This is a genomic window from Burkholderia sp. AU30198 (assembly GCF_020419825.1).
Lineage (GTDB): Bacteria > Pseudomonadota > Gammaproteobacteria > Burkholderiales > Burkholderiaceae > Burkholderia.
This window is the reverse complement of record NZ_JAIZSA010000009.1, coordinates 290,229-313,235: the sequence shown is the minus strand read 5'-3', so window position 1 is coordinate 313,235 and position 23,007 is coordinate 290,229. Positions and strand designations below refer to the sequence as shown.

The following is a 23,007-nucleotide window of genomic DNA, read 5'->3' as shown; positions in this document are numbered from 1 at the left end:
CATTGTAGCACAACTCCGCACCGTTCTTACCGCCCCCTGTCACGGGCGCGTCATCGAGCAGGCGGACGGCATCTCCGTGCGCTGCGCCGGCACCGCGAGCACCGTCCGGAAGCCATAGCCCGAACCCTCGTTGTCGAAACGCACGCCCGGCGTGCCGACCTTGTCCATCTCCATCACGTAAAGGGGCTGGATCAACTGGTGATCCTGCGCGCGCATCCGCGACGCGTGGAAGCCATCGTCGAACGACAGGCCTTCGAGCGCGCGCGCAACCGCGACGGGGTCGGCCGACCCTGCGCGATTCAGCGCGGCGGCCAGCATCTCGATCATCAGGCTCATCCGGCGCACCGGATAGTCGTCCTGGGCGGCCGGAAAACGGTTCCGGAATGCGCGGTAGAACGCATCGGATTTCGCGCCGCCCGCGTTCGGGTGCCAGTCCGCCACGGCCACGACCCGCCCGACCCCGGCGTCGCCGAGTGCCGCCGGCGCGCCCAGGCTGTTGCCGTAGAACGTATAGAACTTCGCGTTCAGCCCCTGCTCGCGCGCCGCCTTCACGAGCAGCGTGAGGTCGTTGCCCCAGTTGCCGGTCACGACGGCGTCGGCGCCGCTCGCGCGGATCTTTGCGATATACGGCGAGAAATCCTTGATCCGGCCGATCGGGTGGAATTCGTCGCCGGCGATCGTCACGTCCGGGCGCCGCGCGGCCAGCGCCTGCCGTGCGAGCGCGCTGACGTCGTGGCCGAAACTGTAGTCCTGGTTCAGCAGGTAGACCTTGCGCAGCGCGCGGTCACGCGCCATCACGTCCGCGAGCGCGGCCATCCGCATACCCGCGTGCGCATCGAAGCGGAAATGCCAGAAACTGCAGCGCGCGCCGGTCAGCGCCGGATCGTCGGCCGAATAGTTGAGGAACAGCATCCGGTTGTCCGGATCGCGCGCGTTCAGCTTGTCGAGCGCCACGACGAGCGCGGCCGCGACGGCCGAGCTGTTGCCCTGCGTGACGAACCCGATATGGCGATCCGCGGCCGCGCGCAACTGTACGAGCGCCTCCTCGGGGCTGCCCTTGCTGTCGAGCACGACGAGCTCGAGGGGATGCGCACCGTCGCGCAGCTTCACGCCGCCGGCCGCGTTGACCTGCTCGACGCCGAAGCGCAGGTTGCGCTCGACTGCCGCACCCGCGTTCGCGAACGGGCCCGACATCCCTTCGATCAGCGCGATCCGCACCGGCTCGCCGCCGGCAAATGCGGATGACACCAGCATCCACCCCGCGCTCAACGCGAGCGCGCACCGCTTCCACCCCTGCATCGGCCACCTGCCCTTCAATCTGCCCGAGAAGCGCGGATCATAGGCCGGTGCCCGTGCCGCCCGCAAGCGCGACGGCGCTGGTGATCCGCACCGATTTTTTCCACGCGACGCGCGGCCGCGCGCCGTCCGTGATAAAACGGGAATTGTTTCCGTGTTCGGGAGAATCCCATGCGCATTCGCATTTCCGCGCGCCTGCCGGTGCTGCTTGCCGGCGCTGCCGCGCTGCTGGCCGGTTGCGCGCAACCGTGGCAGCAATACCAGGCCGGCCAGGACGAGTCGGCGATCGTCGCGCGCATGGGCCCGCCGCGCGAGATCTACGACCTGCCCGGCGGCGGCAAGCGCCTGATGTGGCCGACCCAGCCGATGGGCGAAATCACCGTCGCGGCCGACGTCGACGCGGCCCACAAGATCGTCAACGTCCGCCAGGTCCTGCAGCCGAGCGAGTTCTATCGCGCCGAGATCGGCAAGTGGACGAAGACCGACGTCCTCGTCAACTTCGGACGCCCCGTCGAGACGTCCTACTTCCCGCTGATGAAGCGCGAGGTGTGGACCTATCGGTATCTCGAGGACAACGTCTGGTACATGATGTACAGCTTCTACTTCGATCCGCAGGGCATCCTGCGCATCACGCAGAAAACGCCCGACCCGCTGCACGACCCCGACCGCCGCAACCTGTTCTGACCGATTACGCATTGACGCGCAATTTTCACGATGGCCATTCACGAATCATTGCGTGAATGGCCATTTCGTTTTTTCCGCCCTTCTATTAAATTTGGCAAATACGGCGGAAATCTTTTCCGATTAATGACAAGCCGATGGCAATACGCTGACATCCCCGTCATGCTGGCCTTTGCGCGGAAACAGGCACACGCCGTGCATGTCATGCGGCGAAATGGTGCATGCAATGCACTGCGCCAAATCAATTTGAAACAAATTGTTTCAGCACCCCCGAAGTGCTAGGGCATACCCCTAATATCAGTCGAAACCAAACCTTTCAATTTAGAAAGAATGCCATTGCGTCATTTCTGCCGATATTCGTTTGCCTTTATCACAAAGGAGTCCTCATGAATCGCCCGAAGAGCATGCTGGTTGCCAACATCGCCTGGGCCCGCGAAACGCGTGAATACACGCCCGGCTTCTTCGACGCACTCGCACGCGGCCAGAACCCGCGCGTGCTGTGGATCGGCTGCGCCGACAGCCGCGTGCCGGCCGAAACCATCACGCACTGCGCACCCGGCGAGCTGTTCGTCCATCGCAACATCGCGAACCTGTTCCATCCCGACGACGACAATTCCGCCAGCGTGCTCGAGTACGCGGTGCGCGTGCTGCAGGTCGACCACGTGATCGTGTGCGGGCACTACGGATGCGGCGGCGTACGCGCGTCGCTGCTGCCACCGCCGTCCGACCTGCCGCACGTCGCACGCCGCATCGCGCCGCTCTGCGCGCTCGCGCGGCGCCATCGCGACGCGCTGGACGGGCTCGACGACACGGCCGCCGCCGACCGCCTCGCCGAACTCAACGTGCTCGAACAGGTGCGACTGCTGCGCGCGTCCCCGATCGTGCAGGGTCGCGAACGGGCGCCGCTCGTGCACGGCTGGATCTTTTCGCTCGCCGATGGTCGCCTGAAGGAGCTCGACTCCGGCTACGTGACACCGACCGACCGCGCAAAACCCGCGCAGGTCGCCGCCGCTGCCGTGCTCTGACCCGCCCTTCCTACGCTATTGAAATCGCCCCGATCATGAAATTCAACGAGCGTCTGTCCACCCTGCCGCGCGACATCGTCGCCGGCGTCGTCGTTTTCCTCGTCGCGCTGCCGCTGTGTCTCGGCATCGCCAATGCATCCGGCGTCGAACCGTTCGCCGGGCTCGTGTCCGGCATCGTCGGCGGCATCGTCGTCGCGCTGCTGAGCGGCTCGTCGCTATCGGTCAGCGGGCCGGCCGCCGGCCTCGTCGTGATCGTCGTCGAAGGGATCGCACAACTCGGCAGCTTCTCCGCGTTCCTGCTCGCCGTGTTGCTGTCCGGCGTACTGCAGTTCGGGTTCGGCATGCTGCGCGCCGGCCGCTTCGCCGCCTATGTGCCGTCGCCCGTCATCAAGGGCATGCTCGCCGCGATCGGCCTGCTGCTGATCGTGAAGCAGGTTCCGTTCGCATTCGGTATCGGCGGCTCGACCGCGCAATCGTTTGCGAACTGGCCAGGCCTGCCGGTCGCATGGGCCGCCACGGCCATCGCACTCGCCTCGCTCGCGCTGCTGGTCGCGTGGGACACGCCCGCGCTGCGTCGCTTCGCGCTGGTGCGAGCGGTACCGGCCCCGCTCGCGGTGGTCGTGCTGGGGATCGGCGCCACGCTCGTGCTGAGCGTTGTCGCACCGTCAGTCGCGCCGGGCGCCGCCCATCGCGTGACGCTGCCCGAACTCGGATCGTTCGCGGCCTTCGCGGCGTCGCTCAAGCATGCGGAGCTCGGGCCGAACTTCGCGCAGCTCGTCAATCCGGACGTGTGGCGCGTCGCGGTCACGCTTGCGGTCGTCGCGAGCCTCGAGACGCTGCTGAGCCTCGAAGCGGTCGAGCAGATCGACCCGAAACGCCGGCCGACCCAGCCCGACCGCGAGCTCAAGGCCCAGGGCGTCGGCAATCTCGTCGCGGGCGCGGTCGGCGGGCTGCCGATCACGTCGGTAATCGTGCGCAGCTCGGTGAACGTCAATGCGGGCGCGCAAAGCCGGATGTCGGCGATCGTCCACGGGATGCTGCTGCTCGCGAGCGTGTTCGCGCTCACCGGCCTGATCAACCTGATCCCGCTCGCGAGCCTGGCCGCGATCCTGATCCACACCGGCTTCAAGCTCGCGAAACCGGCGCTGTTCCGCGCGGTGATGAAACAGGGCCCGGCCGCGTTCGTACCGTTCGCCGCGACCATCGCCGGCGTGCTCGCGGTCGACCTGCTGTTCGGCATCGCGCTCGGCCTCGCGTGCAGCATGCTGGCAGTCGCCGTCGCGAACCTGAAGAGCCCCGTCACGCTCGCGCAGCACGACGACCACTTCCTGCTGTCGTTCCGCAAGGACGTGTCGTTTCTCGGCAAGGTACAGGTCAAGCACCACCTGCGGCACATTCCCGATCGGGCCGCGGTGATCATCGACGCGACGCGCGCCGACTACATCGATCACGACGTGCTCGAGCTGCTCGACGCGTTCGTCGCCGATGCGCCGCGACGCGGGATCGCGGTCGAGTTCCGGCGGCGCAGCCCGGCGCCGCGCGCGGCTGCGCGCCGCTGGCTGTTCCGTGCACCGGCCGCCGAATGAGCGGCGCATGAAAAAACGCCCCGGCGGCACAGGGCCGCACGGGGCGTTTCGGCAATGCGCGACGCGCGGCGCTTATGCGCGCTGCGGATTGAGCTTGTCGTCCTTCGAATGCAGCTTGTTCAGTGCGGAGATATACGCCTTGGCAGATGCAGCGACGATGTCCGGATCGGTGCCGACGCCGTTGACGATCCGCCCGCTCTTCGACAGCCGGACCGTCACTTCGCCCTGCGCCTGCGTCCCGGTCGTGATCGCGTTCACCGAGTACAGCAGCAGCTCGGAACCGCTGCCGACTTCGCTCTCGATCGCGTTGAACGTCGCATCGACCGGACCGTTGCCGCGTGCCTCGCCGGTCACTTCCTTGCCTTCGACCCCGAACACGACCTTCGCGTGCGGCTGCTCGCCCGTTTCCGAGTGCTGCGACAGCGACACGAACTTGAAGTGCTCATGCTCGTGCGCGAGCGCCGACTCCTCCGACACGATCGCGATGATGTCCTCGTCGAAGATCTCGGCCTTGCGGTCGGCCAGATCCTTGAAGCGCATGAACGCGGCGTTCAGTTCGCTCTCGCTGTCGAGCGACACGCCGAGCTCCTGCAGGCGCTGCTTGAACGCGTTACGACCCGACAGCTTGCCGAGCACGATCTTGTTCGCGGTCCAGCCCACGTCTTCCGCACGCATGATCTCGTAGGTGTCGCGCGCCTTCAGCACGCCGTCCTGGTGGATGCCCGATGCGTGCGCGAACGCGTTCGCCCCGACCACGGCCTTGTTCGGCTGCACGACGAAACCGGTGATCTGCGACACGAGCTTCGACGTCGGCACGATCTGCGACGTGTCGATGCCGACGTCGAGATCAAAGTAGTCCTTGCGCGTCTTCACGGCCATCACGATTTCTTCGAGCGACGTGTTGCCCGCGCGCTCGCCGAGACCGTTGATCGTGCACTCGACCTGACGCGCGCCGCCGATCTTCACGCCGGCCAGCGAGTTCGCGACGGCCATCCCGAGGTCGTTGTGGCAGTGCACCGAGAAGATCGCCTTGTCCGAGTTCGGAATGCGTTCGCGCAGCGTCTTCACGAGGTTGCCGTACAGCTCCGGCACGCCGTAGCCGACCGTATCGGCAATGTTGATCGTCGTCGCGCCTTCAGCGATCACGGCTTCCAGCACGCGGCACAGGAAATCCATGTCGGAGCGGCTGCCGTCTTCCGGCGAGAATTCGACGTTGTCGGTGAACTTGCGCGCGAAACGCACCGCGAGGCGCGCCTGCTCGAACACCTGGTCGGGCGTCATCCGCAGCTTCTTCTCCATGTGCAGCGGCGACGTCGCGATGAACGTGTGGATCCGGAAGCTCTCGGCCGGCTTCAGCGCGTCGGCCGCGCGCTGGATGTCCTTGTCGTTGGCGCGCGCCAGCGAGCAGATCGTGCTGTCCTTGATGAGACCGGCGATCGTGTGGATCGCGTCGAAATCGCCGTTCGAGCTGGCCGCGAAACCGGCCTCGATCACGTCGACCTTCATCCGCTCGAGATGCTTCGCGATGCGGATTTTCTCTTCCTTCGTCATCGACGCACCGGGCGATTGCTCGCCGTCACGCAACGTCGTATCGAAAATGATCAGCTTGTCTGTCATGGGGGGCTCCAGGGCTCTTTATACGGAAATCAAACGTAATGAGATCGCGCCACCGCTGGCGACGCTCAACAACAGACGAGGCTTGACGGGGGGCGAGAACGGTCAGCGCGGCAGGCGCGCCAAAGCTAGCGCGCGTAGCGGCGCACCGGCTAGAAGGAGGGAGAGGCGGGAAAATGCGGTCATGCCGAAGACTATAGCGGCATTCCGCTGGGTGCGCAATCGGACGGCACCCGGGGCTTGCGGCGGCCCGATTCGAAACAGGGGCAAAAGAAAACGGCGGCCTGGAGGCCGCCGTTTCCGGGCGAAAAACCCGCGTCAGTGATCGCGCTGCGACGAGCGCGCCGGATTCGCACGCCCGCGAATGGCCATGTAGGCCCAGAACACGTAGCCGGACAGCCCGTACAGCACGAACAGGCAGAACAGCATCAGCGGCGGGTCGGACGACACCAGCACGAACGCGACGACGACCAGCAGGATCGCCGCGAACGGCACGCGATGCCGCACATCGAGTGCCTTGCCGCTGTAGAACGGCGCGTTCGACACCATCGTCACGCCCGCGTAGATCGTCAGCACGAACGCGACCCACGGCAGCCAGCCAAGCTTCATCGGCACGCGGTTGTCGGTCGCGAGCCACACGAAGCCGGCGATCAGCGCCGCGGCCGCCGGGCTCGGCAGCCCCTGGAAGAAACGTTTGTCGACGCTGCCGATGTTCGTGTTGAAACGCGCGAGCCGCAGCGCGGCGCCCGAGCAATAGACGAACGCGGCGAGCCAGCCCCAGCGGCCGAGGTCCTTCAGCACCCACTCGTACATCACGAGCGCGGGCGCGACGCCGAACGACACCATGTCCGACAGGCTGTCGAACTGCTCGCCGAACGCGCTCTGCGTATGCGTCATGCGCGCGACGCGCCCGTCCATCCCGTCGAGCACCATCGCGACGAAAATCGCGATCGCGGCGATCTCGAAGCGCACGTTCATCGCCTGCACGACCGCGAAGAAGCCGCAGAACAGCGCAGCGGTCGTGAATGCGTTCGGCAGCAGGTAGATGCCGCGGGTCTTCAGGAACCGCTGGCGCGCGGCGCGGCGGCTCTCGATGGGCACCGGATCCTGTGCCATCACCTTGTTGCGGCGGAACGGGCGTGGCGTCTGGCCGTTGCGCGGCCGACGCGGTTTGAATGCGGCCATCGTGCGCCCCGCCGCTTACTGTTCGAGCTCGGCGAGGATCGTCGACGACGCGTAGACCTTCTCGCCGATCGACACCTTCGCGCGGCTGCCGAGCGGCAGGTACACGTCGACGCGCGAACCGAAGCGGATGAAACCGTAGCGCTGGCCGCGCGACAGCGGTTCGCCGGCGCGCACGTAGCAGAGAATCCGGCGTGCGACGAGGCCGGCGATCTGCACGGCGGTCACGGTCTTGCCGCTCGCCGTCTGGATCACGACCGCATTGCGCTCGTTTTCCGTCGACGCCTTGTCGATCGCCGCGTTCAGGAACGCGCCCGGGAAGTACTCGACCTTGGAGATCGCGCCATCGACCGGCGAACGCTGCGAATGGACGTTGAAGACATTCATGAACACGCTGATCTTCAGCGCTTCGCGGTTCGCGTACGGATCCTGTGCGGTCTCGACCGCCACGATGCGGCCGTCCGCCGGGCACAGCACCGCATTCGGCTGCGCCGGGATCGGGCGCTGCGGATCGCGGAAGAACTGGACGACGAAGACGAGCAGCAGCCAGAACGGCCACGCGAAGCCGAAGCCCCCGACGGCATGGATCAACAGCGCGATGACGGCTGCAATCGCGATGAACGGCCAGCCTTCGCGCGCGATGATCGGATGAGGATAGTTCATGGATTCGTTCTGTGTTCGGTGAATTGCAAAGCCCGTAGGATAGCAAAAGCCGCCCGGGGCACTGCTGCCTTCGGGCGGCTTTTTGGTACCGGCCCTCTATTCGAGGGGCCGGAACAGCTCGCGGTGCTTAGTTCTTCGTCTGGTCGACGAGCTTGTTCTTCGCGATCCACGGCATCATCGCGCGCAGCTTCGAGCCGACCTGCTCGATCTGGTGCTCGGCCGTCAGGCGGCGGCGCGACTGCAGCGTCGGCGCGCCTGCCTTGTTCTCGAGAATGAAGCTCTTCGCGTACTCACCCGTCTGGATGTCGGTCAGGCACTGCTTCATCGCCTTCTTCGTCTCTTCCGTGACGATGCGCGGGCCCGTCACGTACTCGCCGTACTCCGCGTTGTTCGAGATCGAGTAGTTCATGTTCGCGATGCCGCCTTCGTAGATCAGGTCGACGATCAGCTTCAGTTCGTGCAGGCACTCGAAGTACGCCATTTCCGGCGCGTAGCCTGCTTCGACCAGCGTCTCGAAGCCAGCCTTGATCAGCTCGACGGTACCGCCGCACAGCACGGCCTGCTCGCCGAACAGGTCGGTTTCGGTTTCTTCACGGAAGTTGGTTTCGATGATGCCTGCACGGCCGCCGCCGTTCGCTGCCGCGTACGACAGTGCGATGTCGCGTGCCGCGCCCGACTTGTTCTGCGCAACCGCGATCAGGTGCGGCACGCCGCCACCTTGCGAGTACGTGCCGCGAACCGTGTGGCCCGGTGCCTTCGGCGCGATCATGATCACGTCGAGGTCGGCGCGCGGGATCACCGCACCGTAGTGGACGTTGAAGCCGTGCGCGAATGCCAGCGCCGCGCCCTGCTTGATGTTCGCGTGGACTTCCTTCGCGTACACGTCGGCGATCTGCTCGTCCGGCAGCAGCATCATCACGACGTCGGCGCCCTTCACCGCTTCCGCGACTTCCTTGACCGACAGGCCTGCGTTTTCGGCCTTGCTCCACGACGCGCCGCCCTTGCGCAGGCCGACCGTCACGTTTACGCCGCTGTCCTTCAGGTTCAGCGCGTGTGCATGGCCTTGCGAGCCGTAGCCGATGATCGTGACTTGCTTGCCCTTGATGAGGGAGAGGTCAGCGTCTTTGTCGTAGAAAACGTTCATGATGGTTCCTTCGCTAATTCAAAAATTCAACAATTCATTCGGATGGAGTACTGCGGGCCGGGACATGACGGCGCACCCGGCGTGCCTGTCTGGCATCACACCTTCAGGATGCGCTCGCCGCGTCCGATGCCGGAGCTGCCGGTGCGCACGGTCTCTAGGATCGCGCCCGCGTCCAGCCCCTGGATGAATGCGTCGAGCTTGTCGCTCGCGCCCGTCAATTCGATCGTGTAGGTCTTTTCGGTCACGTCGATGATGCGGCCGCGGAAAATGTCCGCCATCCGCTTCATTTCTTCGCGCTCCTTGCCCACTGCACGTACCTTGATCAGCATCAGCTCGCGTTCGATGTGTGCACCGTCGGTCAGGTCCACCACTTTCACCACCTCGATCAGGCGGTTCAGATGCTTCGTGATCTGTTCGATCACGTCGTCGGAGCCAATGGAAACGATGGTGAGCCGCGACAGCGATTGGTCTTCGGTCGGCGCCACCGTCAAGGTTTCGATGTTGTAGCCGCGTGCGGAAAACAGACCGACCACGCGCGACAGCGCGCCCGGTTCGTTCTCCAGCAGGACGGAAATGATGTGTCTCATGTTCGCTTCTTCCAGAATGTGTCCGTGTCGATTCACCCGCGCCGCGCGCCGCCGCATGCCGCTCCGCCCTTCGTGAAGGCGGGCCGCAGGGGCCGGGCGCGCGTCGCGCCGTTACAGATCTTCCGATCCGAGCAGCATCTCGGTGATGCCCTTGCCGGCCTGTACCATCGGCCAGACGTTTTCTGTCGGATCGGTCTGGAAGTCGAGAAACACGGTGCGGTCTTTCAGGCGCAGCGCTTCCTTCAGCGCCGGCTCCACATCCGAGGTCTTTTCGATCCGCATGCCGACATGGCCGTATGCCTCGGCGAGCTTCACGAAATCAGGCAGCGCATCCATGTACGAATGCGAATAGCGCTTGCTGTATTCGATCTGCTGCCACTGGCGAACCATGCCGAGATAGCGGTTGTTCAGCGAAATGATCTTCACGGGCGTGTCGTACTGCAGGCAGGTCGACAGTTCCTGGATGCACATCTGGATCGAGCCTTCGCCCGTGATGCACAGCACGTCGTCGTCCGGGTGCGCCATCTTGACACCCATCGCTGCCGGCAGGCCGAAGCCCATCGTGCCGAGGCCGCCGGAGTTGATCCAGCGACGCGGCTTGTTGAAACGGTAGAACTGCGCCGCCCACATCTGGTGCTGGCCGACGTCCGAGCACACGAACGCATTGCCGTCCGTCAGCTCCCACGCCTTCTCCACCACGTACTGCGGCTTGATGATCTCGCTTTCGCGGTCGTATTTCAGGCAGTCCTTCGAGCGCCAGCCCTCGATGTCCTTCCACCACTGCGCGAGCGCCTCGGTGTCGGGGCCATGCTCGGCCGTCTGCAGCTGCTCGATCAGCTCCTTCAGCACTTCCTTCACGTCGCCGACGATCGGGATGTCGACCTTCACACGCTTCGAGATCGACGACGGGTCGATGTCGATGTGGATGATCTTGCGCGGACGCGACGCGAAGTGCGCCGGATCGCCGATCACGCGGTCGTCGAAGCGGGCACCGATCGCGATCAGCACGTCGCAGTGCTGCATCGCCATGTTCGCTTCGTAGGTGCCGTGCATGCCGAGCATGCCGAGGAATTTCTTGTCCGACGCGCGATAGCCGCCGAGGCCCATCAGCGTGTTCGTGACCGGGTAGCCGAGGAGATCCGCGAACTGGTTCAGTTCTCGCGACGCGTCGGCGAGAATGATGCCGCCACCCGTGTAGATGTACGGACGCTTCGCCGTCAGCAGCAGCGACACGGCCTTGCGGATCTGACCCGAATGGCCTTTCGTGACGGGATTGTACGAACGCAGCGACACGCTCTTGACGGGCTCGTACTCGCACGGCGTCTTCGAGATGTCTTTCGGGATGTCGATCAGCACCGGGCCCGGACGGCCGGTGCGGGCGATATAAAACGCCTTCTTGACGGTTTCCGCGAGGTCGCGCACGTCCTTCACGAGGAAGTTGTGCTTCACGCACGGACGCGTGATGCCGACGGTGTCGCACTCCTGGAAGGCATCCTGGCCGATCGCGGCCGTGGGCACCTGGCCGCTGATCACGACCATCGGGATCGAATCCATGTACGCCGTGGCGATGCCGGTCACCGCGTTGGTGACACCGGGGCCCGACGTCACGAGACAGACGCCGACATTGCCGGTGGAACGCGCATACGCATCGGCTGCGTGCACGGCCGCCTGTTCGTGGCGCACCAGCACGTGCTGAATCTTGTCCTGCTTGTAAAGCTCGTCGTAGATGTAGAGTACCGAGCCGCCGGGGTAGCCCCAGATGAATTCGACGTTTTCATCGGCCAGTGCCTTCATGAGCACGGTACCGCCGATGGAGTCGCTATCGGGAGGGGAAAGGGGTTCCGACGTGGAGAATTCCGCGCTGGGCATGTTCATTTTGACCTTTCGAATTTTCGGCAAAAAATTGATCGGGTGCTCTCTGCCGGGCTTGTGGCTCGGGTTCAAGCGGCGCGTCCAGTTTGAAGGGCAGGCTTCTTGGGCCAGCCTCAAATGAGACCATCACTTCATGTTGCGAATCATTGACGATAGCGGGTCGCGATTGGGTCGTCAAGCAAAATATCCCGCAGCGCATCATGGGCACCGCCCGGCACCCCGCCGCCGCGGCTCGCGCGCAACGTGCGGCGCCCAACCCGGTGCCAAGCGGCACGAAAATTTGATAGCATCCGCGGGTTTTACGAAATTTTTCGACCTTTTACACCACGCAGCGGCCCGCAGCGCATACCTTCACGGAATGGCATCAGACAAGGAACTCGCCGACTTTCTGGCGGGCGTCGAAAGGCGCGCGTTCAAGCAGGCTGCGTACGCCGTGCGTGACGACGATGCGTCGCTCGACATCGTGCAGGACGCGATGATCAAGCTTGCGGAGAAGTACGGCGACCGGCCGGCGGCCGAATTGCCGCTGCTTTTTCAGCGGATCCTGCAGAACACGATCCACGACTGGTTCCGCCGGCAGAAAGTCCGCAACACGTGGGTCACGCTCTTCTCGTCGCTGAACAACACCGACGACGACGACTTCGACCCGCTCGAAACACTCGAATCCGCGAACGACAACGCGGGCGTCGAAAGCAGCGAGCACCGCCTCGAACGAGAGCAGGTTCTGGCCCTGATCGACGAAGAAATCCAGAAACTTCCAGCGCGTCAACGGGAAGCGTTCCTGATGCGTTATTGGGAAGATATGGATGTCGCCGAGACTGCCGCCGCAATGGGGTGCTCCGAGGGCAGCGTGAAAACGCACTGCTCGCGAGCCACCCATACCCTGGCGCACGCGCTCAAGGCCAAAGGAATCACGCTATGAGCTTCGCTCCCGCAAATCGAGAACACGAATTCGCGTTGAAGGTGCGCCGCGCGCTTGACGAGCGCGCGGCCGACCTGCCTGCCGCGACCACCGACCGTCTGGCCGTCGCCCGCCGGGCCGCGCTCGCGCGCAAGAAGCCCGAAGCCGCGACCGTGCCGGTGTTCGTGCCGGCCTTCGCCGGCGCGGCCGGTGCGTACGGCACGGCGCCCGCGAGCCGCCCGCAGGCGTCGCTCGCGCGCCGCCTGCTGCGCGCGTGGCCGCTGGCGCTGCTGCTCGCGGGGCTGGTCGGCATCGCCTACTGGGAAGACATGCAGCGCACCGCCGAACTCGCCGACATCGACGCGGCGATGCTCAGCGACGACCTGCCGCTCAACGCGTATCTCGACCACGGGTTCAACGCGTATCTGTCGCGCGCTCACTAACAGACAATAACGAGGGGATCGTACGGGTGAGTCAGAAGCGCGGCCTGGCCGTATTTTTCGGATGCGTAATCGCGATCGCCGTTTCCTACGTCGCCACGTACCCACGATTCCACCCGGCCCCCGCGACGCCTGCCGCCGCGACCAGCAGCCCTGCCGCGCCCGCGTCGGCCGCGACCGGGCTGACCACCGAACTCACCCCGCTGCCCCTGCCGTTGCCGGCCGCTACCGGCCCGCTGTCCTGGGCCCGACTCACACCGGCACAGCACGCGGCACTCGCGCCGTTCGCCGACCAGTGGGACGGCTTCAGCGATGCCCGCAAGCGCAAATGGCTGAAGATCGCATCGCGTTTCGCGAAGTTGACGCCCGATGATCAAAAGCGCCTGCAGGACCGGATGACCGAATGGGCGCGGATGACGCCCGAGCAGCGCCGCGTCGCGCGCGAGAACTACCAGAGCGCGAAGGAGCTTTCCGCGCAGGCACGCGAGCGCGCCTGGAAGGCGTATCAGCAACTCCCCGAAGAGCAGAAGGAACGTCTCGCGGCCGCCGAGCGCCGCCGCCGGCCAAGCGTCGTCAGCGCACCGCCGACCGTCGCCGACCGTGACGTCCGCCGCCTCGTCAATTCGCACGAACACGCAGCAAGCGGCGCAGCCACCGCACCGGCGCCCGTCTCGGCCGCCGTCGCGCCGCCGGTGCCCGCCTCGTCGACGGCCGGCGCCGCATCCGCACCGGCTGCCGTGGCGCCAGTATCGCCCGCTGACGCACCCTCGCTGTTCAAGGGCTCCTGAGCGCCCGTGGCGAACGCCCGCGCCCCCGAAACCCCGGCCGCCGCGCCGTCCGTGCGGCGGCGTCTCGCCGCGCTGCTCTACGAAGGCGTGCTGCTGTTCGGCGTGGTGTTCTTCGCCGGGCTTGCGTTCAGCCTCGCGACGCAGCAGCGCAACGGCCTCGTCCATCACAACCTGCTCGCCGCCTGGATCGCGCTCGTGGTCGGTGCGTACTTCGTCTGGTTCTGGACGCACGGCGGCCAGACGCTGCCGATGAAAACCTGGCGGCTGCGGCTCGAATCATCGAGCGGCCGGCCGCTGAGCGCGAGCCACGCGCTCGTCCGCTATGCGCTCGGCTGGCTGTGGTTCCTGCCGCCGCTCGCGCTGCATCCGCTCCTTGGCCTGTCGGTGCCCGTCACGCTCGCGCTCACTGCGGCGTGGATCGTCGCGTGGGCCGGCGCCGCCCGGCTGCATGCCGACCGCCAGTTTCCGCACGACCGGATCGCACGCACGCGCGTCGTCGCGATGCCACGCTGACGCGCCACATTCACCAGACCAAAGCATCTCGCCGGGGCAACGCCCACCCGCCCCGACAGCCTTGCCGGACAACGGCCGGACGTTCCGTACGGCAGGTTACGCAACGTCCCGTCATTCACTGCTAAACACCCTGCAGCGGTCGTAATAAGAACGTCTCGTGACTGTCACGGCACAGTCACGCCCGCATGGCGGAATGCCGGTAATGTCAACCGGCGCGAGTCATGCATGGGCCAGAAAACGTCCGCGACCTCCCTGTTCCGTCACCCCATCGGCGCCCGCGCCGCCACAGCTTTCCTGTCCGGTTCTGCCGCAACCGACGGGCTGGTGTCGCAAGACCCACCTGCCGGGCACGCTACGCAGCATGACGATCCCGATTCGTCTACCCATCGCTACCGGACCATCTGGCTGTCCGACATCCACCTCGGCTCGAGCGGCTGCCAGGCGCCGTACCTGCTCGACTTCCTGCGCCACAACGATTCGGAGTACCTGTACCTCGTCGGCGACATCATCGACGGCTGGCAGCTGAAGAAGGGCTGGTACTGGCCGCAGGCGCACAACGACGTCGTGCAGAAAATCCTGCGCAAGGCGCGCAAGGGCACGCAGGTCGTCTACATCCCCGGCAACCACGACGAGGGGGCCCGGCAGTTCTGCGACCTCGCGTTCGGCGACATCCAGGTGCGCGGCGAGGCGTTCCACACGACGCTCGCGGGCAAACGTTTGTGGATCGTGCACGGCGACCTGTTCGACGGCGTGATCCAGCACGCGAAATGGCTCGCGTATCTCGGCGACACGCTCTACACGCTGATCCTCGTGCTGAACCGCTGGTTCAACCGGATCCGCAGCCGGCTCGGCTTCCAGTACTGGTCGCTGTCGCAGTACCTGAAGCACCAGGTCAAGAACGCCGTCAACTTCATCTCGCAGTTCGAGACCGTGATGACCGACGAGGCGCGTCGCCGCGGCTGCGACGGCGTCGTGTGCGGTCACATCCACAAGGCGGAGATCCGTGACATCGACGGCGTGCTGTACTGCAACGACGGTGACTGGGTCGAAAGCCTGTCCGCGCTCGTCGAGACGATGGAAGGCGAACTGAAGATCGTCTACTGGACGGTGATGCGTGCCGCACCGTCGGAGACCACGTCGCGCAAGGCCAAGGCCACTGCCTGACACACCCCTACTTACAGGACAAAGCCGCGATGAAGATCATGATCGTCACCGACGCGTGGGAACCGCAGGTCAACGGCGTCGTGCGCACGCTGAAGAGCACGTCGCGCGAACTCACCGCGCTCGGCCACCGCGTCGAACTGCTGACGCCGCTGGAATTCCGCACGGTGCCCTGCCCGACCTACCCCGAGATCCGCCTGTCGATCCTGCCGTACCGCAAGCTGCGCGCGCGGATCGATGCGTTCGCACCCGACGCGCTGCACATCGCGACCGAAGGCCCGCTCGGCCTCGCCGCGCGGCGCTATGCGCGTGCGCGCAAGCTGCCGTACACGACCGCGTACCACACGCGCTTCCCGGAATACGTGCAGGCGCGCTTCGGCATCCCGCTCGCCGCGACCTACCGCTTCCTGCACTGGTTCCACGGCCCGTCGCTCGCGGTGATGGCGCCGACGCCGGTCGTCAAGCAGGACCTCGAGAAGTTCGGCTTCACGAACGTCGTGCTGTGGACCCGCGGTGTCGATCTCGACGTGTTCCGGCCGATGGAATCGAAGGTGCTCAATACCGCACGGCCGATCTTCCTGTACGTGGGCCGCGTGGCGATCGAGAAGAACGTCGAGGCGTTCCTGCGCCTCGACCTGCCCGGCTCGAAGTGGGTCGCGGGCGAAGGCCCCGCGCTCGCGGAGCTGAAGTCGCGCTATCCGGAAGTGAACTATCTCGGCGTGCTGTCACAGGCCGAACTCGCGAAGGTGTATGCTGCGGCCGACGTGTTCGTGTTCCCGAGTCGCACCGACACGTTCGGCCTCGTGCTGCTCGAGGCGCTCGCCTGCGGCACGCCGGTGGCCGCCTATCCCGTGACGGGCCCGATCGACGTGCTCGGCGAAAGCGACGCCGGCGCGATGCACGAGGACCTGCAGGAAGCCTGCCTCGAGGCGCTGAAGATCGAACGCACGACTGCGCGCGCGTGGGCCGAACGCTTCTCGTGGCGCGCGGCATCCGAACAGTTCGCGTCGCATCTGAAGCCGCTGCCGAAGACCGCGTACTCGCCAGCCGAAGGTGCCGCCGTTTGAAACGAGACCTGAACGACAAGACCCCGCCCCCCGACGCCACGCCGCAACGGCACCGCCCGTTCGACGAGGACGAGCCGCACGCCGACGCGGACGTGCACGCGCACGAACCGCTCGGCCCCGACGATCAACTGACGCCGCTGCCGCCGAACCCGTACAAGCGCCACCGCGGCATCACGCGCGCCTGGTACGCCCTCAAGCATTCGCTGAACGGCTTTCGCGTCGCGATCCGCGAGGAGAGCGCATTTCGCCAGGAGCTCACGCTCGCCGCGCTGATGCTCCCGATCGGCGCGTTCGCGCCGGTGCCGGCCGCCTCGCGCGCGCTGCTGATCGCGTCGGTACTGCTGGTGCTGATCGTCGAGCTGCTGAACTCGAGCGTCGAGGCCGCGATCGATCGCATCTCGCTCGAGCGCCACGAACTCTCCAAGCGCGCGAAGGACCTCGGCAGCGCCGCCGTGACGGTCGCGCTGTTCGCGTGCGTGACGACCTGGGGCTTCGTGCTCGGCCCGGTCGTCGCACGCTGGCTCGGCTTCTAGACGGCTGTCCTGCGGGCCCACGGCGCAGCGCCCGCGTGCGGCGCTGCACCATGCGCCGCGCGGGGCGATGAATACGAAATGCCCCGATGTGGCGAAACCCCGGTTTATAATCGTCCGCTAGACATAGAACAGCAACCCGCGCCGGACGAATCACGCAGCATCGATTGCAGCGCCCGCCAGTCCGGCACACACAGGGCCGGACGACATGGAAGCGAAACCTCCCCGCCGCACCCGCGAACGGATTCTCGAGTTGTCGTTGAAACTCTTCAACGAGATCGGCGAGCCGAACGTCACCACCACGACGATCGCCGAGGAAATGGAAATCAGTCCAGGCAACCTGTACTACCATTTCCGCAACAAGGACGACATCATCAACAGCATCTTCGCGCAGTTCGAGCAGCAGATCGAACGGCGGCTGCGCTTTCCAGAAGATCATCGTCCGACCATCGACGAAACCTGGTCGTACCTGCAGTACATGGCCGATTTCATGTGGACCTACCGGTTCCTGTATCGCGACCTCAACGACCTGCTCGCCCGCAACCGCACGCTCGAGACGCACTTCAAGCAGATCATCAGCCACAAGGTGCGCTTCGCGCACGACATGTGCGAGCTGCTCGTGTCCGACGCCGAGATGGTCGCGACGCCCACCGAGATCGAAGTCATCGCCACCAACATGGCCGTCATTTCGACGTACTGGCTGTCGTATCAGTACGTGATGCATCCGCGCAAGTACAACGACCAGGACGCGATCCGCGAGGAACTGCACCAGGTCAGCATGCACGTGATCTCCGTGATGGCGCCGTACCTGCGCGGCCGATCGCGCCAGCTGTTCGACGACCTGGTCTCCGGCAAGCTGCCGAAGCGCCAGTTCACCGACTACCTGCCGCCGCGCGACGGTTCGCCGCGCGCCGCCGGCGGGCATGCCCCCGCCAAGGATTCCAAGCAATGAAGGCTGTCTGCGTTTACTGCGGCTCGTCGTCCGGCGTGCGGCCCGTCTATGCCGACGCCGCGCGTGCCTTCGGACGCGCGCTCGTCGACGCGGGCCTCACGCTCGTCTACGGCGGCGGCCGGGTCGGCCTGATGGGCGTGATCGCCGACGAAGTGATGGCGGCCGGCGGCCGTGCAGTCGGCGTGATCCCCGAACTGCTCGTCGACAAGGAAGTTGGCCATACGGGGCTGTCGGAACTGCACGTCGTGCCCGACATGCACCACCGCAAGAAAATGATGGCCGACCTCTCGGACGCGTTCGTCGCGATGCCCGGCGGCGCCGGCACGCTCGAAGAGCTCTTCGAGGTCTACACGTGGGCGCAGCTCGGCTATCACCGCAAGCCCGTCGCGCTCTACAACATCGATTCGTTCTACGATCCGCTGATCGCGCTGCTGCGCCATACGGTCGACGAGGGCTTCATGCGCCCGGCCTATTTCGACGCACTGTGCGTCGAATCGGAACCCGTCGAACTGATCGAGCGACTGCGTCGCTACCAGCCGCCCGCCCGCGACAAGTGGGCACCCGACGCGGCCAAGTAACCGTCACCGGAACCCGCACACGATGACCGCACCGTCCGACCGCAAGGCCGTCCTCATCACCGGCGCAAGCCGTGGCATCGGCCGCGCGACCGCCGTGCTCGCGGCCGAGCGCGGCTGGGACGTCGGCATCAATTACGCGCGCGACGCCGCGGCGGCCGAACTCACCGCGCAGGCCGTCCGAGACGCGGGTGGCCGTGCGTGCGTCGTCGCGGGCGACGTCGCAAACGAAGCCGACGTCGTCGCGATGTTCGACACCGTCACGTCCGCATTCGGACGCTTCGACGCGCTCGTCAACAACGCGGGCATCGTCGCGCCGTCGATGCCGCTCGCCGACATGCCGGCCGACCGGCTGCGGCGGATGTTCGACACCAACGTGCTCGGCACGTACCTCTGCGCACGCGAAGCCGCGCGCCGGCTGTCCACCGACCGTGGCGGCCGCGGGGGCGCGATCGTCAACGTATCGTCGATCGCCTCCCGGCTCGGCTCGCCGAACGAATATGTCGACTATGCGGGGTCGAAAGGCGCGGTCGACTCGCTGACGATCGGTCTGGCGAAGGAACTCGGCCCGCACGGCGTGCGCGTCAACGCGGTACGCCCCGGCCTGATCGAGACCGAAATCCACGCGAGCGGCGGCCAGCCGGGCCGTGCGGCCCGCCTCGGCGCAACGACGCCGCTCGGCCGCGCGGGTGAAGCGCAGGAGATCGCCGAAGCGATCGTCTGGCTGCTTGGCGACGCGGCGTCTTACACGACGGGCGCCCTGCTCGACGTCGGCGGCGGCCGGTAATTCCGCACGGCGGGGCATCAAAAGCCGCCACCCGAAACAATCCGTCGTCACGACACCACAAATCTCCACAATTCCGTGACACGACCGGTAAACCTCCGTAACAATTCCGTGGTCTACTAGCGGATATTGAGACAGGTGTCATCAACACCTAACACCTGTCCGTTACCCCTTGATGTGGCCCTAATCGGTCCAGCCCATGTCGCCGGACCGGCTCGACTCGACCCGAGATTCCTTCCATGCCTGGAACCGCAGCGCCCAGCCGGCGACGCACGTCTGTGCCCGCTCCGGCCCCGCACACCCGCTCGTCCGCCGACGCCGATCTCACTGCAACGCTCGACGCCGCCGGCACGCCGATCGCCGCCTCGACCGCCGCAACCAGCGCCACGCGCGAACGTTCGCTCCTGGCCGGCTGGCGCGCGTGGCTGCTCGTCGCCGCGCTGATCTGCGCGTACACACTGCCGGGCGTGCTCGGTCACGATCCGTGGAAGCAGGACGAAACCTACACGTTCGGCATCATCCAGCACATGCTCGAGACCGGCGACTTCGTCGTGCCGACCAATGCCGGCCTGCCGTTCATGGAAAAGCCGCCGATTTACGCGTGGGTCGCGACCAGCCTCGCCTGGCTGCTGCAGCGCGTGATGCCGCTGCACGACGCGGCGCGGCTCGCAAGCGCACTGTTCGCCGCCCTCGCCTTCGGCTTCATCGCGCGCGCCGCGCGCGTCGCCAGCCGCGCGGACTCCTGGTTCGACCTGCGCGTGATCGGTCCCGCCGTGTTGAGCGCGGGCACGCTCGTCGTCATCAAGCACGTGCACGACATGATGACCGACACCGCACTGTTCGCCGGTACCGCAATCGGCTTCTGCGGGCTGCTCGAACTCGTGATGCAGCATGTCGCGCGCGCGCAGCAGATGCGGCACGGGCTGCCGGCCCGGCCGTCGGGCCGCTGGGCCGCGCCGCTCTTCGGCGCGGGCGTCGGCATCGCCTTCATGGCGAAGGGACTGTTCGTGCCGCTCGTATTCGCGGCCACGCTCACGGCCGCACTCGTGATCTACCCGGCCTGCCGCACCCGCTCGTTCGCACGCGCGCTCGGCGTTGCCGCGCTCGTATTCGCGCCGTTCGCGCTGGTCTGGCCGACCGCGCTGTTCCTGCGCTCCGAGACGCTGTTCATGACGTGGTTCTGGGACAACAACGTCGGCCGGTTCTTCGGCTTCTCGGTGCCCGAACTCGGCGCGGAAAACGACAAGCCGCTCTTCATCGTCCGTTCGTTCCTGAGCGTCGGCTTCCCGGTCGCGCCGCTCGCGATCGTCGCGCTCGCACGCGGGGCCTGGCGCGAGTGGCGCACGCCGGCGATCGCGCTGCCGGTGCTGTTCGCCAGCGTCGGGCTCGCGGTGCTACAAGTGTCCGCGACGTCGCGCCAGCTCTACATCCTGCCGTTCTTCGCGCCGCTCGCGCTGGTCGCCGCGCAGGCGATCGAACGCCTGCCGCGCCGGCTGCATCTCGCATGGGATTACCTGAGCCGCGCCCTGTTCGGCTCGGTCACCGTGCTCGCCTGGGCGATCTGGGCGGTGATGGCCGATCCGGCTGCATCGCACGCCTATCTCGCGCCGCTCGGCCGCTGGCTGCCGCTCGACTGGACGATGCCGATCGAACCCGCGCTCGTGTTCGGCGCGCTCGTGCTGACGGTCGGCTGGTTGACGCTGCTGCCGAAGCTGCGCATGACCGGTCGGTGGCGCGGCGCGCTGTCGTGGGGGGCCGGCGCGCTCGTCGCGTGGGGGCTCGTCTATACGCTGCTGCTGCCGTGGCTTGACGTCGCGAAAAGCTATCGCTCGGTGTTCGACGACCTGAACGCGCATCTCGCACTCGAATGGAACGACGGCGACTGCATGGCAAGCGTCGGTCTCGGCGAGTCGGAAGCACCGATGCTGTACTACTTCTCCGGGATCCAGCACACGCCGATCGACGATGCGCAGGCTGCCCGCTGCACGTGGATGATCGTCCAGGGCAAGCAGACCATCGGTCCGGCACCCGGCAGCGAGTGGAAACCGTTCTGGTCCGGCGCCCGCCCGGGCGACTCCGCGGAACTGCTGCGCGTCTACGTGCGCACGCCCGAACAGCACCTGCAGTGAAGCACGACGGCGCGGCGCGCCGTCTCGTGCTGGTTCAGATACCTTGGCGAAGGTTGAGCACAGCTGCCTGAGCGCGGTGCGCGCCCGCCGCCAGCCGGTTTCCACGGCACCCGCGAATCCGCGGGTTCGCTCCCTCCCCCGCGTCACGCCGCCGGCCCGGATCTTCAGAACGAGGAACCGGGCTCGCGAAGAAACGCCGTCTCCTCGTCGCTCGAGGCCCGACCGAGAATCGCGTTCCGGTGCGGAAAGCGGCCGAAGCGCTCGACGACGGCCGCGTGCAGCAACGCGAAGCGGTGATAGCTCTCGCACCCTGCCTCGTCGCGAATGCCCGCGCACAGGCGCACGGCCTCGCTCTGGCTGTCGACCGACTCGTCGTGCTCGAACGGCAGATACGCAAACGCACGGTGATGTCCGCTCGGCAACTGCGCGTCCCAGCCAGCCGCGACCATGCGGCGCGCGAGTGCGAGCGCCTTCGGATCGGCGGCGAACGCGCGTGGCGTGCCGCGATGGATGTTGCGCGAGAACTGGTCGAGCACGACGATCAACGCAAGCGCCCCCGACGGCGAGCCTGCCCAGCGATCGCATGCGCCGTCGCACGCGGCATCGAGCAATGCGCCGTAACGCGTGCGCAGCACGTCGTCGAACGCCGCGCCACCGTTGAACCAGACCTTGCGGGCCTGCCCGAATTCGGCCGAGCCCGGCTCGCCGAACCAGAAATCCAGAATCTCCCGCGCTTGCGGATCGAGCGCCGTCGCGCCCGCGTGGGTGGTATCGATCGTCATGCAAACTCCAGTACGAGGCGCCGGGTGCGCGCGCTCTTCTTTTCCAGTTTCGCGACACGCAGCTCGCCGATTTCGGACGTGTTGCGCACGTGCGTGCCGCCGCACGGCTGCAGGTCGACCTCCTCGATGCGCAACAGCCGCACGCGGCCGAGGCCCATCGGCGGCTTCACGCTCATCGTGCGCACGAGTTCCGGCCGCTCGGCCATCTCGTCGTCGGTGATCCATTCGGTCGTGACCGGGTGCGCGCCGACCACCAGCCCGGCGAGGCGTCGCTCGACATCGTCGCGGTCGATCGCATCGGACGTCGCGAAATCGAGCCGCACGTAGTCGGCCGTCACGCTGCAGCCGTCGACCGCGTACGGCAGCACCGCGCACATCAGGTGCGCGGCCGTATGCAGGCGCATGTGGCGGTAGCGGCGCAGCCAGTCGATCTCCGCGACCACGCGCATGCCGGGCGCGAGCGCCGCGACGTGCGCCTCCTGCCCCGAGGCGGGCACGTGCACGGCATCGTCGGGCGTCGCGCCGTCGAACTTGGCCTTGCGCGTATCGGCAATCGCGATCGTGCTGCCGTCGGGTAGCGTCAGCGTGCCGGTGTCGCCGGCCTGGCCGCCGCCGAGCGGATAGAACACGGTGCGATCGAGCCGGATGCCGTCGTCGCCGACGGCCAGAACGACCGCGTCGCATTGCGTGAGGTACGCGTCTTCGCGAAACAGCGCTTGTGTCGTCATCGGGCGA

The 23,007-nt window shown here is 66.4% G+C and carries 23 protein-coding genes; 14 read left to right on the top strand and 9 right to left on the bottom strand.

The features are described from left to right. Positions 1–39: 39 nt before the first annotated feature. On the bottom strand, positions 40–1,299 hold the full coding sequence (locus LGN19_RS21420) for a branched-chain amino acid ABC transporter substrate-binding protein (protein WP_122945903.1): 1,260 nt from the start codon (positions 1,297–1,299) through the stop codon (positions 40–42). Positions 1,300–1,467: 168 nt separating this feature from the next. On the opposite strand from LGN19_RS21420, the gene LGN19_RS21415 reads away from it, so the two are divergent. The 3 genes from LGN19_RS21415 (at position 1,468) to LGN19_RS21405 (ending at position 4,588) form a co-directional block, all read left to right on the top strand. Beyond that, positions 1,468–1,980 carry a hypothetical protein gene (locus LGN19_RS21415; protein ID WP_122945904.1) on the top strand — a complete coding sequence of 171 codons (513 nt, stop codon included), beginning with the start codon at positions 1,468–1,470 and terminating at the stop codon, positions 1,978–1,980. A gap of 383 nt (positions 1,981–2,363) precedes the next feature. Next, positions 2,364–3,002: a carbonic anhydrase gene (locus LGN19_RS39950; protein WP_226216989.1), complete on the top strand. Its 639-nt coding sequence runs from the start codon at positions 2,364–2,366 to the stop codon at positions 3,000–3,002. A 35-nt stretch (positions 3,003–3,037) separates the two neighbouring features. Continuing rightward, the gene (locus LGN19_RS21405; RefSeq protein WP_226216987.1) at positions 3,038–4,588 is read left to right on the top strand and encodes a SulP family inorganic anion transporter; all 1,551 of its coding nucleotides are present in this window, start codon (positions 3,038–3,040) and stop codon (positions 4,586–4,588) included. A gap of 72 nt (positions 4,589–4,660) precedes the next feature. On the opposite strand, the gene LGN19_RS21400 is transcribed toward LGN19_RS21405, so the two are convergent. The 6 genes from LGN19_RS21400 to LGN19_RS21375 all read right to left on the bottom strand — a co-directional run bounded on the left by LGN19_RS21400 (position 4,661) and on the right by LGN19_RS21375 (position 11,653). After that, complete coding sequence (locus LGN19_RS21400; RefSeq protein ID WP_226216985.1) at positions 4,661–6,205, bottom strand: 2-isopropylmalate synthase; 1,545 nt, start codon at positions 6,203–6,205, stop codon at positions 4,661–4,663. A gap of 315 nt (positions 6,206–6,520) precedes the next feature. Continuing rightward, a complete protein-coding gene (pssA, locus tag LGN19_RS21395; protein ID WP_122945908.1) occupies positions 6,521–7,387 on the bottom strand; it encodes a CDP-diacylglycerol--serine O-phosphatidyltransferase in 867 nt (288 codons plus the stop codon). A 15-nt stretch (positions 7,388–7,402) separates the two neighbouring features. Further along, on the bottom strand, positions 7,403–8,047 hold the full coding sequence (locus LGN19_RS21390; protein WP_011352710.1) for a phosphatidylserine decarboxylase: 645 nt from the start codon (positions 8,045–8,047) through the stop codon (positions 7,403–7,405). 127 nt (positions 8,048–8,174) lie between these two features. After that, positions 8,175–9,191 (bottom strand): ketol-acid reductoisomerase, encoded by a 1,017-nt coding sequence (ilvC, locus tag LGN19_RS21385; protein WP_043188872.1) that lies wholly within the window; start codon positions 9,189–9,191, stop codon positions 8,175–8,177. A 95-nt stretch (positions 9,192–9,286) separates the two neighbouring features. Continuing rightward, positions 9,287–9,778, bottom strand: coding sequence for an acetolactate synthase small subunit (ilvN, locus tag LGN19_RS21380; RefSeq protein ID WP_011352712.1), 492 nt, complete (start codon positions 9,776–9,778; stop codon positions 9,287–9,289). A 111-nt stretch (positions 9,779–9,889) separates the two neighbouring features. Further along, the gene (locus LGN19_RS21375) at positions 9,890–11,653 is read right to left on the bottom strand and encodes an acetolactate synthase 3 catalytic subunit (RefSeq protein ID WP_046544741.1); all 1,764 of its coding nucleotides are present in this window, start codon (positions 11,651–11,653) and stop codon (positions 9,890–9,892) included. Positions 11,654–12,008: 355 nt separating this feature from the next. Between LGN19_RS21375 and LGN19_RS21370 the strand changes: the two genes are divergently transcribed. The 11 genes from LGN19_RS21370 (at position 12,009) to LGN19_RS21320 (ending at position 21,490) form a co-directional block, all read left to right on the top strand. Continuing rightward, positions 12,009–12,572 carry an RNA polymerase sigma factor gene (locus LGN19_RS21370; RefSeq protein WP_226216984.1) on the top strand — a complete coding sequence of 188 codons (564 nt, stop codon included), beginning with the start codon at positions 12,009–12,011 and terminating at the stop codon, positions 12,570–12,572. Continuing rightward, positions 12,569–12,994 carry a DUF3619 family protein gene (locus LGN19_RS21365; RefSeq protein ID WP_226216982.1) on the top strand — a complete coding sequence of 142 codons (426 nt, stop codon included), beginning with the start codon at positions 12,569–12,571 and terminating at the stop codon, positions 12,992–12,994. Before LGN19_RS21370 ends, LGN19_RS21365 begins: the two co-directional genes overlap by 4 nt. Before the next feature lie 26 nt (positions 12,995–13,020). Further along, a complete protein-coding gene (locus LGN19_RS21360; protein ID WP_122945910.1) occupies positions 13,021–13,779 on the top strand; it encodes a DUF3106 domain-containing protein in 759 nt (252 codons plus the stop codon). Between the two features lie 6 nt (positions 13,780–13,785). Beyond that, complete coding sequence (locus LGN19_RS21355) at positions 13,786–14,292, top strand: RDD family protein (RefSeq protein ID WP_174961663.1); 507 nt, start codon at positions 13,786–13,788, stop codon at positions 14,290–14,292. A gap of 225 nt (positions 14,293–14,517) precedes the next feature. Beyond that, entirely contained in the window at positions 14,518–15,456 is a 939-nt protein-coding gene (locus tag LGN19_RS21350; RefSeq protein WP_122945912.1) for a UDP-2,3-diacylglucosamine diphosphatase, read from the top strand. Between the two features lie 29 nt (positions 15,457–15,485). Then, on the top strand, positions 15,486–16,520 hold the full coding sequence (locus tag LGN19_RS21345; RefSeq protein ID WP_122945913.1) for a glycosyltransferase family 4 protein: 1,035 nt from the start codon (positions 15,486–15,488) through the stop codon (positions 16,518–16,520). Then, positions 16,517–17,053: a diacylglycerol kinase gene (locus LGN19_RS21340; RefSeq protein ID WP_226216981.1), complete on the top strand. Its 537-nt coding sequence runs from the start codon at positions 16,517–16,519 to the stop codon at positions 17,051–17,053. Before LGN19_RS21345 ends, LGN19_RS21340 begins: the two co-directional genes overlap by 4 nt. A 205-nt stretch (positions 17,054–17,258) precedes the next feature. Beyond that, a complete protein-coding gene (locus LGN19_RS21335; protein WP_122945914.1) occupies positions 17,259–18,002 on the top strand; it encodes a TetR/AcrR family transcriptional regulator in 744 nt (247 codons plus the stop codon). Continuing rightward, entirely contained in the window at positions 17,999–18,580 is a 582-nt protein-coding gene (locus LGN19_RS21330; protein ID WP_043188888.1) for a TIGR00730 family Rossman fold protein, read from the top strand. Before LGN19_RS21335 ends, LGN19_RS21330 begins: the two co-directional genes overlap by 4 nt. Positions 18,581–18,602: 22 nt before the next feature. Then, positions 18,603–19,364 carry an SDR family oxidoreductase gene (locus LGN19_RS21325; protein WP_175223063.1) on the top strand — a complete coding sequence of 254 codons (762 nt, stop codon included), beginning with the start codon at positions 18,603–18,605 and terminating at the stop codon, positions 19,362–19,364. 236 nt (positions 19,365–19,600) lie between these two features. Continuing rightward, on the top strand, positions 19,601–21,490 hold the full coding sequence (locus tag LGN19_RS21320) for an ArnT family glycosyltransferase (protein WP_226216979.1): 1,890 nt from the start codon (positions 19,601–19,603) through the stop codon (positions 21,488–21,490). A 164-nt stretch (positions 21,491–21,654) separates the two neighbouring features. Here LGN19_RS21320 and LGN19_RS21315 read toward each other — a convergent pair whose 3' ends face one another. Further along, positions 21,655–22,272 carry a DUF924 family protein gene (locus tag LGN19_RS21315; RefSeq protein ID WP_122945916.1) on the bottom strand — a complete coding sequence of 206 codons (618 nt, stop codon included), beginning with the start codon at positions 22,270–22,272 and terminating at the stop codon, positions 21,655–21,657. After that, positions 22,269–23,000: an alanyl-tRNA editing protein gene (locus LGN19_RS21310; RefSeq protein WP_226216977.1), complete on the bottom strand. Its 732-nt coding sequence runs from the start codon at positions 22,998–23,000 to the stop codon at positions 22,269–22,271. The genes LGN19_RS21315 and LGN19_RS21310 overlap by 4 nt, the downstream gene beginning before the upstream one ends. Positions 23,001–23,007: the final 7 nt, after the last annotated feature.